This window comes from Bradyrhizobium sp. WSM1253 (assembly GCF_000244935.1).
Taxonomy (GTDB): domain Bacteria; phylum Pseudomonadota; class Alphaproteobacteria; order Rhizobiales; family Xanthobacteraceae; genus Bradyrhizobium; species Bradyrhizobium canariense.
Genome location: NZ_JH600073.1, coordinates 7,198,885 through 7,213,080, shown reverse-complemented (window position 1 = coordinate 7,213,080; position 14,196 = coordinate 7,198,885). Strand labels below are relative to the sequence as shown.

At 64.1% G+C, this 14,196-nt stretch carries 15 protein-coding genes; 2 read left to right on the top strand and 13 right to left on the bottom strand.

Annotated elements, in window-relative coordinates:
* From BRA1253DRAFT_RS34800 to thiD, 4 genes are all read right to left on the bottom strand, one after another.
* Positions 1-984 carry a threonine/serine dehydratase gene (locus tag BRA1253DRAFT_RS34800; RefSeq protein WP_035994560.1) on the bottom strand — a complete coding sequence of 328 codons (984 nt, stop codon included), beginning with the start codon at positions 982-984 and terminating at the stop codon, positions 1-3.
* Between the two features lie 63 nt (positions 985-1,047).
* Positions 1,048-2,091, bottom strand: coding sequence for a glycosyltransferase family 1 protein (locus tag BRA1253DRAFT_RS34795; RefSeq protein ID WP_007602024.1), 1,044 nt, complete (start codon positions 2,089-2,091; stop codon positions 1,048-1,050).
* Between the two features lie 13 nt (positions 2,092-2,104).
* Complete coding sequence (locus tag BRA1253DRAFT_RS34790; RefSeq protein ID WP_007602023.1) at positions 2,105-2,917, bottom strand: UDP-2,3-diacylglucosamine diphosphatase; 813 nt, start codon at positions 2,915-2,917, stop codon at positions 2,105-2,107.
* A 184-nt stretch (positions 2,918-3,101) separates the two neighbouring features.
* Complete coding sequence (gene thiD / locus BRA1253DRAFT_RS34785; protein ID WP_007602022.1) at positions 3,102-3,902, bottom strand: bifunctional hydroxymethylpyrimidine kinase/phosphomethylpyrimidine kinase; 801 nt, start codon at positions 3,900-3,902, stop codon at positions 3,102-3,104.
* 129 nt (positions 3,903-4,031) lie between these two features.
* On the opposite strand from thiD, the gene BRA1253DRAFT_RS34780 reads away from it, so the two are divergent.
* Positions 4,032-4,277: an Lrp/AsnC family transcriptional regulator gene (locus BRA1253DRAFT_RS34780; RefSeq protein ID WP_007602021.1), complete on the top strand. Its 246-nt coding sequence runs from the start codon at positions 4,032-4,034 to the stop codon at positions 4,275-4,277.
* A gap of 24 nt (positions 4,278-4,301) precedes the next feature.
* Here BRA1253DRAFT_RS34780 and BRA1253DRAFT_RS34775 read toward each other — a convergent pair whose 3' ends face one another.
* Positions 4,302-5,231: a cytochrome c gene (locus tag BRA1253DRAFT_RS34775; protein WP_007602020.1), complete on the bottom strand. Its 930-nt coding sequence runs from the start codon at positions 5,229-5,231 to the stop codon at positions 4,302-4,304.
* Between the two features lie 155 nt (positions 5,232-5,386).
* Between BRA1253DRAFT_RS34775 and BRA1253DRAFT_RS34770 the strand changes: the two genes are divergently transcribed.
* Positions 5,387-5,803, top strand: a complete 417-nt coding sequence (locus BRA1253DRAFT_RS34770) for a CHRD domain-containing protein (RefSeq protein ID WP_007602019.1) — start codon at positions 5,387-5,389, stop codon at positions 5,801-5,803.
* A 76-nt stretch (positions 5,804-5,879) separates the two neighbouring features.
* On the opposite strand, the gene BRA1253DRAFT_RS34765 is transcribed toward BRA1253DRAFT_RS34770, so the two are convergent.
* From BRA1253DRAFT_RS34765 to BRA1253DRAFT_RS45710, 8 genes are all read right to left on the bottom strand, one after another.
* Entirely contained in the window at positions 5,880-7,175 is a 1,296-nt protein-coding gene (locus BRA1253DRAFT_RS34765; RefSeq protein WP_007602018.1) for a cystathionine gamma-synthase family protein, read from the bottom strand.
* A gap of 337 nt (positions 7,176-7,512) precedes the next feature.
* Positions 7,513-7,959, bottom strand: coding sequence for a cytochrome c (locus tag BRA1253DRAFT_RS34760; protein ID WP_007602016.1), 447 nt, complete (start codon positions 7,957-7,959; stop codon positions 7,513-7,515).
* A 120-nt stretch (positions 7,960-8,079) separates the two neighbouring features.
* Positions 8,080-10,389 (bottom strand): xanthine dehydrogenase family protein molybdopterin-binding subunit, encoded by a 2,310-nt coding sequence (locus BRA1253DRAFT_RS34755; protein WP_007602015.1) that lies wholly within the window; start codon positions 10,387-10,389, stop codon positions 8,080-8,082.
* 149 nt (positions 10,390-10,538) lie between these two features.
* Complete coding sequence (locus BRA1253DRAFT_RS34750; RefSeq protein WP_007602014.1) at positions 10,539-11,063, bottom strand: GNAT family N-acetyltransferase; 525 nt, start codon at positions 11,061-11,063, stop codon at positions 10,539-10,541.
* A 50-nt stretch (positions 11,064-11,113) separates the two neighbouring features.
* Positions 11,114-11,392, bottom strand: a complete 279-nt coding sequence (locus BRA1253DRAFT_RS34745; protein WP_007602013.1) for a DUF1127 domain-containing protein — start codon at positions 11,390-11,392, stop codon at positions 11,114-11,116.
* Positions 11,393-11,691: 299 nt separating this feature from the next.
* A complete protein-coding gene (locus BRA1253DRAFT_RS34740; RefSeq protein ID WP_007602012.1) occupies positions 11,692-12,108 on the bottom strand; it encodes an SRPBCC family protein in 417 nt (138 codons plus the stop codon).
* Positions 12,109-12,270: 162 nt separating this feature from the next.
* Positions 12,271-13,797 carry a murein biosynthesis integral membrane protein MurJ gene (murJ, locus tag BRA1253DRAFT_RS34735; RefSeq protein WP_007602011.1) on the bottom strand — a complete coding sequence of 509 codons (1,527 nt, stop codon included), beginning with the start codon at positions 13,795-13,797 and terminating at the stop codon, positions 12,271-12,273.
* Between the two features lie 181 nt (positions 13,798-13,978).
* The coding region (locus tag BRA1253DRAFT_RS45710) for a transposase (RefSeq protein ID WP_007602008.1) at positions 13,979-14,196 on the bottom strand (218 nt) is incomplete at its 5' end.

Sequence of the window (14,196 nt, the reverse complement as noted above, 5' to 3'; positions counted from 1 at the left end):
TCAGGCCACCAGCTCCGCAAACAAATCAGCGTCGACATTGCCGCCGGAGAGCACGATGACGACATTCTTGCCGGCAACATCAAGTCGCCCCGCAAGCAGCGCGGCCAGGCCGACCGCTCCGCCCGGTTCGACCACGAGCTTCAGCTCGCGATAGGCAAACGCGACGGCCGCGCCGACTTCCTTGTCCGACGCGGTCACGCCGCGCGCGAGCAGCTTGCTGTTGATCGCGAACGTCATCTCGCCGGGGATCAGGGCCATCAGCGCATCGCAGATGGTGCGGCCTGCCGGCCCGTGCGGCTCGCGATGACCTGCGGTCAGGGACAGGCCGTGATCGTCGAAAGCCTCGGGTTCGGCGACGACGATTTGCGCCAGCGGATAGCGCGCCTTCACGGCCGTCGCGACGCCCGCGATCAGGCCGCCGCCGGAGGCCGGCGCCACCACGATGTCAGGCGCGAGGCCGAGCGCCGCCATGTCCTCGGCGATCTCGCGGCCGGCGGTGCCTTGGCCGGCGATCACGAAGGGATCGTCATAGGGCCTGACCAGCGTCGCGCCGCGCTTCTCGGCGATGCCGCGCGAGATCGCCTCGCGGTCGTCGCGGTCGCGGTCGTACAGCACGACCTCGGCACCGTAGGATTTGGTGCGCTCGCGCTTCGACAACGGCGCATCCGCGGGCATCACGATGGTCGCCTGCATGTCGAGGATCTTGGCCGCCGCCGCCACGCCCTGGGCATGGTTTCCAGAGGAGAACGCGACCACGCCGCCGGCGCGCTTGTCCTGCGGGATCGAGGCGACCTTGTTGAAGGCACCGCGGAACTTGAACGAGCCGGTGCGCTGGAGCATCTCCGGCTTGAGATAGACCTTTGCGCCGACGCGTTCGTTGAGCACGGGAAAGGACAACAGCGGGGTGCGGACGGCGAAGGGTGCGATCACGCGGGCTGCGGCATCGATATCGGCAGGGCCGATCGGGAGGAGCTGTTCTGTCATGCCCGATGTTATCGCGGCGGATGAGGCGCGGGCAAGGCATCTCCGCGCGAGCATTCTGGGGCCTCAGGCGACGAATCGCGCCGGCTCCGCCCCGTTCCGGCCCGGCAGCACCGCGCCGACCGCCAAAATGCTGTCGATAAAAGCCCGGGCCGAGGCCTCCCAGGTGTAGTTGGCGGCGAATTCCACGCAGTCCTGCCGGGAGATGTCCAGCGCGGCAAAGCAGGCGCTGCGCAGATCGTGATCGAGCGCGCCGACCGGCGCATCGCCGATCACGTCGCGGGGCCCCTTCACCGGAAACGCCGCAACCGGCAGGCCGCTCGCCAGCGCTTCGAGCAGGACCAGGCCGAACGTGTCGGTCTTGCTCGGAAACACGAAGACATCGGCGGCCGCGTAGATGTCCGCCAGCTCCTCGCCGTGCTTTTCGCCGAGAAAGATCGCGTCCGGATAGGCCTCTTCCAGCGCGACACGCGCCGGACCATCGCCGACGATTACCTTGGTGCCGGGCAGGTCGAGATCGAGGAACGCCTCGAGATTCTTCTCCACCGCCACCCTGCCGACCGAGAGGAACACCGGTGCCGGCAGGCACAGATCAATCGCGCGGGGATGGAACAAATGGGTGTCGACGCCGCGCGGCCACAGCACGACGTTGTCGAAGCCGCGCTCGGTCAGCTCGCAGGCAAGCGCCGGCGTTGCCGCCATCACGGCGCGGCTGGGGCTGTGGAATCGGCGCAGCGCCCGCCAGATCAGCGAGCCCGGCACCGGCACGCGGGCGCGGACATATTCGGGAAAGCGGGTGTGGAAGCTGGTCGTGAAGGGTAGCTTGCGCTGGCGGCAATAGCGGCGGACCATCAGGCCGATCGGCCCCTCGGTCGCGATGTGGATGCTGTCCGGATGCGCCTCTTCGATCAGCTTCGCGATTCTGCCCGGGCGCGGCATGGCCAGCCGCACGTCACGATAGCTCGGCATCGCAAAGGTGCGGAACGATTGCGGCGTCAGGAACGAGAATTCGACGTCGAGACTTTTGGCGGCGTCGGCAAGCTTGGTCAGCGTCCGAACCACACCGTTGACTTGCGGGTGCCAGGCGTCGGTCGCGACCAGGATGCGCATCAGGCTGCCCTTGTCATGCAGCTCTGGCTGCAACCTGCGGGACCTGTGCCGGCTTCTCGGCCTGGTCCGCCCAGGTGATGATCTCGAAATGGCCGTCGTCGTGCTCGACCAGCGCCGTGCAGCTCTCGACCCAGTCACCGCAGTTCATGTAGCGGATACCGCCCTCGTCGCGGATCACCGCGTAATGGATGTGGCCGCAGATCACGCCGTCGGCATCGTGGCGCCGCGCCTCGGCGGCGAGCGCCTGCTCGAACGCGCCGATATAGTTGACGGCGTTCTTGACTTTCTGCTTCGCCCATTGCGACAGCGACCAATAGGGCACCTTGAACATGCGCCGGAAGAAGTTGACAAAGCGATTGAGCTGGATCGCGAAGTCGTAGGCCTTGTCGCCGAGATGGGCGAGCCAGCGTGCGTTCTGCACCACGAGGTCGAAGATGTCGCCGTGGATGACGAGATAGCGCTTGCCGTCCGCACCGGTGTGGACGGTGTTCTCGACCACGTCGATGCCGCCGAAATGCGTGCCGTAATAGTTGCGCAGGAACTCGTCGTGATTGCCGGGGATGTAGATCACCTTGGCGCCCTTGCGCGCCTTGCGCAAAAGCTTCTGGACCAGGTCGTTATGCGATTGCGGCCAATGCCAGCTCGATTTCAGCGCCCAGCCGTCGACGATGTCGCCGACGAGATAGATCGTGTCGGCATCATGGAAACGCAGGAAGTCGAGCAGAAGGTCGGCTTGAGAACCGCGGGCTCCGAGATGAACGTCGGAGATGAACAACGTGCGAAAGCGCCGCTCCGGGCTCTCGTCACTCACATCGTAACTTCCCATGCGCCAGCCTGTAACAATGTCCCGTGACAGGGGGATGACCAATTGAACCTTTGAGGCACCTTCGGATACGAATCGCGCTTGCCTCGCCCACCCCGCGAATATCAGTCGCATGCGACAATCAGGCGACATGGCGCCTCAGCGCCCTCCGCAAGAACCCGGAACTGCGGCGCGCTCGCGAGCGGCGTCAGTAAAATTTGTGGAAATGATGGATCGGGCCGTGGCCGTGACCGACGCTGAAGCGGTCGGCGGCCGCGATCGCCGCGCTGATCCAGGTCTTGGCGTTGCGCACGGCGTGCTCGAGATCCTCGCCCCTGGCGAGCCCGGCGGCGACCGCCGAGGACAGCGAGCAGCCGGTGCCATGGGTGTTGCGAGTGGCAACGCGCGGCGCGGCGAGCGCGATCGTGGTGCTGGCATCGACGAGATAGTCGATGCTCTCGGCGCCCTCGCCGTGCCCGCCCTTGATCAGGACTGCCCGGCAACCGAGCGCCAGCAGTCGGCGCCCCTGGCTCTCGATCTCAGCCTCGCTGGCCGCGACCGGTTCGTCGAGCAGAGCCGCGGCCTCGGGCAGATTGGGTGTGATCACCGAGGCCAGCGGCATCAGTTTGATGCGCAGCGCGTCGACGGCTTCGGAGGCGAGCAGGCGATCACCCGATGTCGCCACCATCACGGGATCGAGCACGACATGCCGGGGTGCCCAGCGCGACAGCGCGGCCGCGATCGCATCGATGCTGGCCGCTTGCGCCACCATCCCGATCTTGACCGCGCCGACCTCGAGATCGGAAAACACCGCGTCGATCTGCGCGGTGACGAATTCGGCGGGCACCGCGTGAATGCCGGTGACGCCGCGGGTGTTCTGCGCGGTCAGCGCCGTGATGGCGGAAGCGCCAAAGACGCCAAGCGCAGCAAAGGTCTTCAGGTCGGCCTGGATGCCGGCGCCGCCGCTCGAATCGGAGCCGGCAATGGTCAGCGCGACGGGCGTCGTCATGGGGCGATTTTCCGCGTTTTCGAAGCCATGGCCCGTCCTAGCGCGCCTGCCTCAACCCAGCAAGTTCGCTTGCTAAATCCGGCCGGGTTTGGCCTATTAGCCGCCAGATATGCTTTCGGAGTGACCGCGATGGTTCCCTTTTTCGTCCAGATCAAATGCAAGCTCGGCCAATCCTATGTGGTCGCCAATGCGCTTGCCGAAGCCGAGATCGCCTCCGAGATCTATTCCACGGCCGGTCAATACGACCTGCTGGTGAAGTTCTACGTCGACAACGACACCGATATCGGCCACTTCGTCAACGAGAAGGTGCAGGTGCTGCCCGGCATCCAGGACACCCTCACCATCATCACCTTCAAGGCGTTTGGCGCGAGTTGACCGTCCGGAAAAGGGCGGGCCTGATCAGGCGCCGCCCTCCTTGCGCTTGGGACGCGGCGGACCGTCCACCGGCGGCAGCGATTTGAGATAATCCGCCATCGCCGCGAGATCGTCCTCCGGCAATTGCGAGGTGTTCTTGATCACCCGCGTCATCGCGCCGCCGACGCTGTCGCCGTCGGGCAATTCGCCGGTCTTCAGGAAATAGGCAATATCCTTCGCGCTCCACTCGCCGAGGCCCTTCTGGGTGATGTTGGGCACCCATCCCTCGCCTTCCGGATTGGGACCGCCAGCGAAGCGTTGTCCGGCGATGATGCCGCCAAGCGCATTGCGCGGGCTGTGGCATTCCGCGCAATGGCCAAAACTGTTGACGAGATAAGCGCCGCGATTCCACTGCGGCGACTTCGCGCTGTTGGCGACGAAGGGCTTGCCGTCCAGAAATAAGAATTTCCAGATGCCGACGTTGCGCCGGATGTTGAACGGAAAGCGCACGTCGTGGTCGCGCACCTTGCCTGCAACGGCCGGCAGCGTTTTCAGATAGGCAAAGAGATCGAGCACGTCCTCGCGCCTGGCGTGCTGATAGGACGTGTAGGGAAAGGCCGGAAAATAATGCCGCCCGTCCGGCCCGACCCCGTGCATCACCGCGTTGACGAATTCGGCCTCGCTCCATTTGCCGATGCCGTCCGTCGGATCGGACGAGATATTCGGCGCGTAGAACGTTCCGAACGGCGACTTGATCGCGACGCCGCCGCCGAGCCTGAGACGATCGGGCTGGTCGGGGACGGCATGGCATGAGGCGCAGCCGCCGGCGTTGAACATCACCTGGCCATTGGCAAGATCAGGCACGCGGGCAGGCGCGGTGCCGGCGGCCGCCACCACCGGCGCGCTGAGCCACCAATAGACGCCCGCTGCAGCGAGTGCGGCGAGCAGCGCCACGGAGATTGTTCGTCGCAACATGCGGTCCTTTCGTCGTCGCGGCGAAGCTTATGACCGATGCCCTCGCGGCTCCAGCCACGAAGAATTTAGCCCACCGCGGCCTGAAACGGGAATAAACTGAAATGCCGGCTGTTGGAAGTTTGGCAGCCCAAACGGGTTCAGCAGGGAGAAAAACCATGAACAAGATCGTCATCGCCATGTCAGTGCTTGGCGCCGTTGCTTTTGCGGGTTCGGCCAGCGCGGAAAAGCTGAAAGCAACGCTCGACGCCAAGTCCGAGGTCCCCGCAACGACCAGCAGCGGCACCGGAACGGCTGATCTGGACTACGACGCCGCCAGCAAGAAGCTGTCCTGGAAAGTCACCTATTCCGGCCTGTCCGGCCCCGCCACCGCTGCGCACTTCCACGGACCCGCCGAGCCCGGCAAGAACGCCGGCGTCGCGATCCCGATTCCCGGCGCTGCCACCAGCCCGGCCGAGGGCTCGGCGACACTGACCGACGCGCAGGCCGCCGATCTGCTCGGCGGCAAGCTCTACGTCAACATCCACACCGCGGCCAATCCAGGCGGCGAGATCCGCGGTCAGGTGACGAAGTAAACTTCGCACAGACCAGCAAAAGGGCGGCTGCCATAGCAGCCGCCCTTTTCGATTCCCCGTAACCCTGGCGCAGACATCACACCTCAGGTTCGGCTGCGTTCAGCGCCTGCGCGAGGTCGGCGATCAAATCCGACGGGTGTTCGATGCCGATCGACAGCCGGATCGTGGAATCGAGCACACCGATTTTCCGGCGGATGTCGGCGGGAACGCCGGAGTGGGTCATGGTGGCGGGCAGGCTCGCAAGCGACTCCGTTCCACCGAGGCTCACCGCCAGCTTGAGGATCTGCAGCGCATTGAGGAATTTCATGGCGGCGGCCTTGCCGCCGACGATGTCGAACGAGAACGTGGACCCCGCCCCTGTGCATTGCCGCGCAAACACAAGTCCATCCGGCGACGCCGCCTCGTGATGACCGAGATAGTGCACCTTGGCCACTTTTGGATGATCGCGCAGATAGTCCGCCACGAGGCGCGCATTCGCATCCGCCTTTTCCATGCGCAGGCTCAGCGTCTCGAGCGAGCGGTTGATCATCCAGCAGGAATGCGGATCGAGCTGGGTGCCGATGGCGCCCCGGAGCGCCTTGATGCCTTTCACCACCGCCTTCGCGCCGAGCGCGGCGCCCGCGATCAGATCTGAATGTCCGCCGACATATTTCGTGAGCGAGTACAGCGAAATATCCGCGCCGTGCTCGATCGGCCGCTGAAACACCGGTCCGAGCAGCGTATTGTCGCAGGCAATGATCGGAACGTGTCCTTGGGTCTTTCCGATGGTCTCGGCGACACGCCGCATCATCGCGATGTCGACCAGCCCGTTGGTGGGGTTGGCCGGAGTTTCGATCAGAATCATCGAAACCCGGCCCTTGCGCATGGCCTCCTCCGCGGCCTGGCTGACCACAGCTTCGTCAACGCCATCGGCGAAGCCGACGGCGCCGATCGACAGACGCGCAAGCGTATTCGTCAGCAGGGTTTCGGTCCCGCCATAGAGCGGCTGGGAATGCAGAATGACATCGCCGGGGCGGACGAACGCCAGGATCGTGGTCGCGATGGCCGCCATGCCGGATGAGAACAGCGCACAGCTCTCGGTGCGCTCGTAGATCGCGAGCCTGTCCTCGACGATTTCACTGTTGGGATGATTGAAGCGCGAATAGACTAGGCCCGCGCCCATCCCTTCCGGCGGCTCGCGCCGGCCGGAGACGAAATCGAAGAAGTCCTGCCCGTCCTCGGCCGTCTTGAACACGAAGGTCGAGGTCAGGAACACCGGCGGCTTGACCGCGCCTTCCGACAATTGCGGATCGTAGCCATAGGTCAGCATCAGCGTTTCCGGATGCAGCATATGGTTGCCGATGTGCGTCTTCGACGGGAACGGTTTGACCATGGCTTGTCTCGCTGTTGCTGATTGAGGTGCTCGCCGCGGGTTGGAACTCCTGATGTCCTGAATGAGTCGCGGGATGCGTCGGCGTCAAAAGCTCACGCCAATGCCGCGGCGGTTGGAGCAAAGATAACTGCTTCGGCAGCGATCCGTCAGGCCTTGCGGATAGAATTTCCAGCGGCGACACGCGACGCAATAAAAAGGGCGGCTGCTTTCGCAGGGCCGCCCTTCTTGATTCCCAGTAGCCCGGATGGAGCGAAGCGCAATCCGGGGCAGTCTGTCAGCTCGTGTGGATTCCCGGATTGCGCTGCGCTCCATCCGGGCTACAAATCTTTTCCTTCCGTCAACCGTTCTTCACGCGAAACGTCTCGTGGCAGCCGCCGCATTCCTTGCCGACCGCGGGGAAATTCGCCTTGAGCGAGTCCAAATCCTTGATCTTGCCCTTGGCCTCGCCAACGACCTTGGCGAAGCTCGCGACCTTGGCATCGAATCCGGCCTTGTCCTCCCAGACCTTCGGCGAGGCGCTATAGTCGCCCTCGGGCTTCATGCCCTTTGCGCTCGCGGGAAACAGATTCGGCAACTTCTTGGCGGTGTCCTCGAACTGTGCCAGCGCGCTGTCCACCGTGGCCTGGTCGTAGGGCTTCTCGCCCTTGACCATCGCCGCCACTGCGCCGGCGTTCTTGCCGTTGCCCTTCATCAGGGTCTGGACCTCCTTGACGGAGTCCTGTTGTGCCCAAACCGCGCCCATGCCGAGCAGGAGCGCGCCCCCAACAACCAACACTCGCTTCATTCGCAAAGTCCCTTTCCTTGATGCAGGATTGCCTTGATGCAGGATCGCCGTGCTGCACGATCGTGCCGACCCCTCAATGGGGCCAACACCGCTCCGCAGATTTCATTCCGTGAAAAATTGTCACAGGCTGTGACGGCGATGGTGCTCGTTGACGGCGATCCACACCCGCTCCGGGGTCGCCGGCATATCGATGTGGTCGATCTTGTATTCGCGCCAGAGCCCGTCGACGATGGCATTGACGACGGCCGGGCAGGACCCGATGGCACCGGCCTCGCCCGCGCCCTTCACCCCCAGCGGATTGGTCTTGCAGGGGACGTTGGCCGTCTCGAACACGAAGTCCGGCCCGTCCGCCGCGCGCGGCAGCGCATAGTCCATGAAGGTCGCGGTGACGAGCTGGCCGTCGCCCGCGCCATAGACCACCTGTTCCATCAGCGCCTGGCCGATGCCCTGCATCGCGCCGCCATGGACCTGGCCCGCCAGCAGCAGCGGATTGAGCGTCATGCCGAAATCGTCGACGATCACGTAGTTGACGATTTTGATGATGCCAGTGGCCGGATCGATCTCGACCTCCGCGACATGGGTGCCGTTCGGATAGGTGCCATCGGCGCTGGCAAAGGTCGCGCTCGCATTGAGCTTCGATGGATCGACGCCGGGACGCTTGGCAAGATCGGCGAACGAGATCGAACGGTCGGTGCCGGCGATGCGCACCAGGCCATCGGTGATCTCGAGGTCGCCGGCGCTGGCTTCCAATGCCTGCGCCGCGATCTCCTTGAGCCGCGCGCCGAGCTCGCGGGTCGCACGTTCAACGCTGACACCGCCTGACGGAATCGAAGCCGAGCCGCCGGTGCCGAGACCGGTGGCGATCATGTCGGTATCGCCCTGGTGGACGTGCACGCGCTCGGGCGCGACGCCGAACTGCTCGGCGACGATCTGCGCATAGGCGGTCTGATGGCCCTGCCCGCTCGACTGGGTGCCGATCAGGATGGTGATATCGCCATTGGGGTCCATCCGCACATTGGCGGTCTCCTCGCCCATGGTGCCGCACACCTCGACATAGCTCGCAAGTCCGATGCCACGGATCAGGCCGTTCTTCTTGGCCGCCTTGGCGCGCTTGCCAAACTCCTTCCACTCGGCGATCTCCATCGCGCGCTTCAGATGCGCAGCGAAGTCGCCGGAATCGTAGACCTTTCCGGTCGCGGTCTTGTAGGGCAGCGCCTTCGGCTGAATGAAATTCTTGCGGCGGATGGCATCCGGCGTCATGTCGAGTTTTCGCGCGCAGGCGTCCACCAGACGTTCGATGACGTAAGCAGCCTCGGGCCGCCCGGCGCCGCGATAGGCATCGACCGGCACGCTGTTGGTGAAGATGGTGCGCACACGGCAGTGGAACGCCTGGATGTCGTAGAGGCCCGGCAGCATGCCGGCGCCGCCATGCGGGATATAGGGCCCGAAGGTCGACAGATACGCGCCCATGTCGCCCATGAGGTCGCAATCCATCGCGAGGAATTTGCCGTCCTCGGCCAGCGCCATTTTCGCGGTGGTGACGTTGTCGCGGCCCTGCGCGTCGCCCATGAAATGCTCGGTGCGGTCGGCCGCCCATTTCACCGCCTTCTTCAGCTTTCGCGCGGCGACCGCCAGGAGGGCGTATTCCCGATAGGGAAACAGCTTCGTGCCGAAGCCGCCGCCGACGTCGGGGCAGATCACCCGCATCTTGTCGGTCGGGATGTTGAGCACGTTCTGGCAGAGGATATCGCGCAGGCGATGGCTGCCCTGACTGCCGACCGTCAGCGTCAGATGGTCGCGCTTGGCGTCGTATTCGCACACTGCCGCGCGCGTTTCCATGAAGTTCGCGACCACGCGCGGATTGACGATCGAGATCTCGGCCACCGTATGCGCTTTGGCAAACGCCGCTTCGGTCGCTTTCTTGTCACCGATCGAGACGTCGAACAGCACGTTGCCGGGCTTGTCCGGCCAGACCAACGCTGCGCCCTTCTTCACGGCGTTGACGACCCCGGTCACCGCCGGCAGCGGGCTCCATTTGACGTCGATCGCCTCGATCGCGTCGCGGGCCTGGTCGATGGTCTCGGCGACCACGAAGGCGATGGAATCACCGACATGACGCACCTCGTCCTTGGCGAGGATCGGGTAAGGCGGGCCCTTGAACGGGTCGGTCTCGAGATTGAACAGGCACGGCAGGTCACCGAGATCGGCGACGTCGGCCGCGGTCAGGATCAGCGCAACGCCGGGCAAGCCGCGGGCGCGGCTCGCATCGATAGTGTATTTGGCATGCGCATGCGGCGAGCGCAGCATCAGGCAGCGCAAAGCGGCCTGCGGCGCATAATCGTCGGTATAGCGGCCCTTGCCGCGGATCAGCGCGTCATCCTCCTTGCGCAACACACTTTGGCCAACGCCGAACTTGATGGGAGCCGCCATTTTCTCGTCCCGTTTCTCATGGTTGTTTTGCCGGCATATTGCCGTGGAAAAACTGGCAAGGCAAACGGGTTTCGGCGGGCCACGCCTGTCAAGGCCGATGATTCGAACCGCCCTCGGGCCTTCGGGCAACCCTGACGCGCAGCTGCCCCTCAATGGCCGAATTTCCTGACCATAAGATATTTGTCATACGTGATATGACCTATGCGGACTGCAGCGGGATCCGTGCCGTAGACCTCGAATCCATTGCGCTTGTAGGTCCTGATCGCAACGGTTGCTTCGAGCAGGACCTCAAGATGTACCTGCTCGACGCGTGCCTCGGCATGGTCAAGAAGCTCCTTGACGAGTCGATTTCGGATTCCTTTACCTTGGCCATCTTCCCTCACGTAAACCGTGAAGATGTGACCCCTGGGCTGCGACCGAAGAGCTGGCGACACGTAGAAGCCCGCGACTCCGATCAGATTTCCCCGCCAGAAGGCGCCAAGGATCGCTCCGCTGAGCCAATGCCGATAGGCAGTCAGCATCGCCTCTCCGCCCTCGTCCTCTTCGGCAGAACCAAACGTTTGAGGGTGCGTCCGAAGCGCCTCCGCGCGAATGTCACGAAAGAGGTCGAGATCATCGACAGTCAATCGGCGGATTTCCAAGTCCGCCGGGGCACCCGGCGCATGCGACATCATCGTCGCCTCCTCTCCTAGTCGCTGCGAATGTCGGCAGGACCGCTGGTCTGTCACATCCCACCGCGGCCCCACAGGGTCCTCGCATTGTCTCTCAGCCTATCGACAGCCCGTTCCGGCGAGATGTAGTCAATCTCGCCACGCGTTAGGCCGATATCCATCAGCTCCCTGTCACTCAGGTCCTGCAAGGCGATTTGTGGACCCTGCCGCCCACGCCAGTCCTGGAGCGCACGCCAGTATTGCGCGAGCGAGCCTAGGGTGCTCCGCGTCGATGCAAGTTCGAGGGGAAGCCCCTCGGCCTCGGATGGGATGTTCGTCTGTTGGGGTGGCATCGCATGCTCCTGCTGTTGTGCCGGCAGGGAGCGTGGCCAAACAAAAGGCCCCGTCCGATGCCGGCGGGGCCTGGTGGAAAGATGTCGTCGTCGAATTCTTAGCGCGCGACTCCTTCCACGGCCCAGCCGAAGCGGGTCATGTGAATGCAGTTGAGTTTGCGCACTGATTTGATCATGCGCTGCGATTACCACAGCAATCGCCCAAAATCAAGAGATGTGTGGAGGTTCGCTGCATCCTGGAGGCGAGTCCCTACCTGAGGGTGCCGGGCGCCGAAGCCGACGACGCCCGTCAACGCCCTTCACGACTTCTTCTGTTTCGCTTCCACGTATCGTGCGAAGCTGTCGAGGATTGCCTGCCAACCGCCTTGCTGCTGCTCGACCGAATGCGTCGATTCGCCATCGAAGACCACGCGGACGAGAACGCCCTTCGGGCCGGGCACAAACTCGACTTCAGCTTTTCGCTCGCCGAACGCGTATTCGATCCGCTTGTGCTCGATGATTTTCGTGTAGGTCCCGGCGAAGTCAAAGCCCATGCTGCCGTCCTTGGCCTCCATGCGCGACGAGAAGACACCGCCTTCTCGCAGGTCGACGGTCGCCTTGGTCGTATGCCAGTCGTCGGACGCGGCGTTCCACTTCATGACGTCGGCCGGCGTCGTATAAGCGCGCCAGACCTGATCGATGGGGGCTGCTACGTTGGTTTCGACGGTGATCCTCATAAACAGTGCTCCTGGTTCGATTTTGCCGGCTCGAGATGACGGCATCACGTCAATTGTGCAGGGTCCATCCACCGCACTTCCGAGATGTGTCCATCCAAGGACGATCGAGACTGGCCCGTGCCGACAAGGTCGAGCCGTCAATGCGTAGAAAATATGAAAAAGTTAACCCCGCACCAGCGAGACCAGCCAGCGGCGGCCGAACAGCGCGAGGATGGCGAGCGCATAGACGATCGTGCCCCCGACGGCCAGCAGAAGCAGCGTCAATTCGTCCCGGAAGTGCATCGCGCCCAGCGAAGGACCGCCGAAGCGCGCGATGAGCCAGAAGGCAGTGGCCAGGATGAGCCCGGTCAGCAGGAATTTGGCGAGCGACAACAGCCAGGCGCGGTCCAGCACGAGAAAGCCTCGCCGCACGGCGAAGAACAGCACCAGCAGCAGGTTGGTCCAGACGCCGACGGCGGTTGCCAGCGCAAGGCCGATCTGGGCCAGCGATCCCATTAAGGCAATTTTCAAGGCGACGTTGACCGCGATGCCGGTCAGCGACGCCCGTACCGGCGTCGCCGTGTCCTTGCGCGCGTAGAACGTCGCGACCGCGCTGCGGATCAGCACGAAGGGGATCAGGCCAATGGCATAGGCCGCGAGCGTGGCGCCGGCAGCGGCGGCGTCGGCCTTCGAGAACGCACCGCGGGCGAAAAGCGCGCGCATGATCGCGTCGGGCACGGTGAGGAAGGCGGCGACAAACGGCACCGAGAACAGCAGCGTGAAATCGAACGCACGGCGCTGCGCCTTCATCGCGCCGTCATGGTCGTTGGCCGTGATCCGCCGCGACATCTCCGGCAGCAGCACCGTGCCGATAGCAATACCGATGACGCCGATCGGGAGCTGATTGAGGCGGTCGGCGTAATAGAGCGCCGACAACGCGCCGGCGGGCAGGAAGGTCGCGATGATGGTGTCTGCAAAGAGCGCGAGCTGCGTGCCCATCGAGCCCAGCGTCGCGGGTCCCAACGCCCTAAAGAATGCGCGGACGTCTTCGTCGAGCTTGAGCGGCGCAAAGCGCGGCAGGCCGCCATGGCGGGCGAGATCGCCGGCGAGCAGGACATATTGCAGGAAGCCCGAGATCAGGACGCCCCAGGCGGCGGCGTGGCCCGCACTGGGAAACCAGGCGGCGAGCGCCAGCGTCATCATCATCGAGATGTTGAGGAAGATCGACGCGGCTGCGGCGCTCGCGAAGCGCTGCATCACGTTGAGCATGCCGCCATAGAGCGTCACCAGCGTGATCAGCAGCAGGTAGGGAAAGGTGATCCGGGTCAGTTCGATCGCGAGCTTGCGCTGTTCGGCGTCCTCGGAAAAGCCGGGCGCCAAAATGCTCATGGCCTGCGGCATGAACAGCCAGGCGACGATCAGCAGCACCACCTGCGAGGCCAGCAGCAGCGTGAAGATGCGGTCGGCGAACAACCTTGCCGCCCCCTCCCCTCGCTCGCCGTGGACGTGCGCATAGGCCGGCACCCAGGCCGCGTTGAAGGCCCCCTCGGCAAAGATCGCACGGAAATGGTTGGGCAGCCGCAGCGCCACGAAGAAGGCGTCGGCCACGGGGCCGGCGCCGAGAATCGCCGCGAGCATGATGTCGCGGGCAAATCCCGTCAGCCGCGAGAGCAGCGTGTAACCACCAACCGTGAAGATACGTCCGAGCATGCGTCTGTTTTAGAGACTTATCGAACAGAGGTCGATTGCATCTTGCGATGCGCATTGCTGTGCCCTCTCCCCTTGTGGGCCTGTTGCGCTATTGGCTTTTGAGGCTGAAGACGTCGAGAGAGAAGGTCTGGGTCGCGACAGGCTCCGGCCAAGACTGTGATTGTCGCCCTCGGCGGGCGGCTCAGGCCGCGATCGCGGCCCATTTCCTCATGTTGAATGCGATGGAGGCGAGCAGGATTTGTCCGCTTGCCTTCATGAGACCGACGTAACGGATGTAGGTCAGCCGCATCCGGCGTTTGAGGGTAGCGAAGGTGGTCTCCACCGTCGCCCGTCGTCGAGAGATGAGTAGGTTGTAGCGTTTGAGCCTCGGTGGCAACTCTGGGTGATGGCGGTTGGGAC

Excerpts from the sequence above, each read along its gene's own strand:
- BRA1253DRAFT_RS34800 (WP_035994560.1), bottom strand. The coding sequence starts at position 984 with ATGACAGAACAGCTCCTCCCGATCGGCCCTGCCGATATCGATGCCGCA.
- BRA1253DRAFT_RS34795 (WP_007602024.1), bottom strand. The coding sequence starts at position 2,091 with ATGCGCATCCTGGTCGCGACCGACGCCTGGCACCCGCAAGTCAACGGT.
- BRA1253DRAFT_RS34790 (WP_007602023.1), bottom strand. The coding sequence starts at position 2,917 with ATGGGAAGTTACGATGTGAGTGACGAGAGCCCGGAGCGGCGCTTTCGC.
- thiD (WP_007602022.1), bottom strand. The coding sequence starts at position 3,902 with ATGACGACGCCCGTCGCGCTGACCATTGCCGGCTCCGATTCGAGCGGC.
- BRA1253DRAFT_RS34780 (WP_007602021.1), top strand. The coding sequence starts at position 4,032 with ATGGTTCCCTTTTTCGTCCAGATCAAATGCAAGCTCGGCCAATCCTAT.
- BRA1253DRAFT_RS34775 (WP_007602020.1), bottom strand. The coding sequence starts at position 5,231 with ATGTTGCGACGAACAATCTCCGTGGCGCTGCTCGCCGCACTCGCTGCA.
- BRA1253DRAFT_RS34770 (WP_007602019.1), top strand. The coding sequence starts at position 5,387 with ATGAACAAGATCGTCATCGCCATGTCAGTGCTTGGCGCCGTTGCTTTT.
- BRA1253DRAFT_RS34765 (WP_007602018.1), bottom strand. The coding sequence starts at position 7,175 with ATGGTCAAACCGTTCCCGTCGAAGACGCACATCGGCAACCATATGCTG.
- BRA1253DRAFT_RS34760 (WP_007602016.1), bottom strand. The coding sequence starts at position 7,959 with ATGAAGCGAGTGTTGGTTGTTGGGGGCGCGCTCCTGCTCGGCATGGGC.
- BRA1253DRAFT_RS34755 (WP_007602015.1), bottom strand. The coding sequence starts at position 10,389 with ATGGCGGCTCCCATCAAGTTCGGCGTTGGCCAAAGTGTGTTGCGCAAG.
- BRA1253DRAFT_RS34750 (WP_007602014.1), bottom strand. The coding sequence starts at position 11,063 with ATGATGTCGCATGCGCCGGGTGCCCCGGCGGACTTGGAAATCCGCCGA.
- BRA1253DRAFT_RS34745 (WP_007602013.1), bottom strand. The coding sequence starts at position 11,392 with ATGCCACCCCAACAGACGAACATCCCATCCGAGGCCGAGGGGCTTCCC.
- BRA1253DRAFT_RS34740 (WP_007602012.1), bottom strand. The coding sequence starts at position 12,108 with ATGAGGATCACCGTCGAAACCAACGTAGCAGCCCCCATCGATCAGGTC.
- murJ (WP_007602011.1), bottom strand. The coding sequence starts at position 13,797 with ATGCTCGGACGTATCTTCACGGTTGGTGGTTACACGCTGCTCTCGCGG.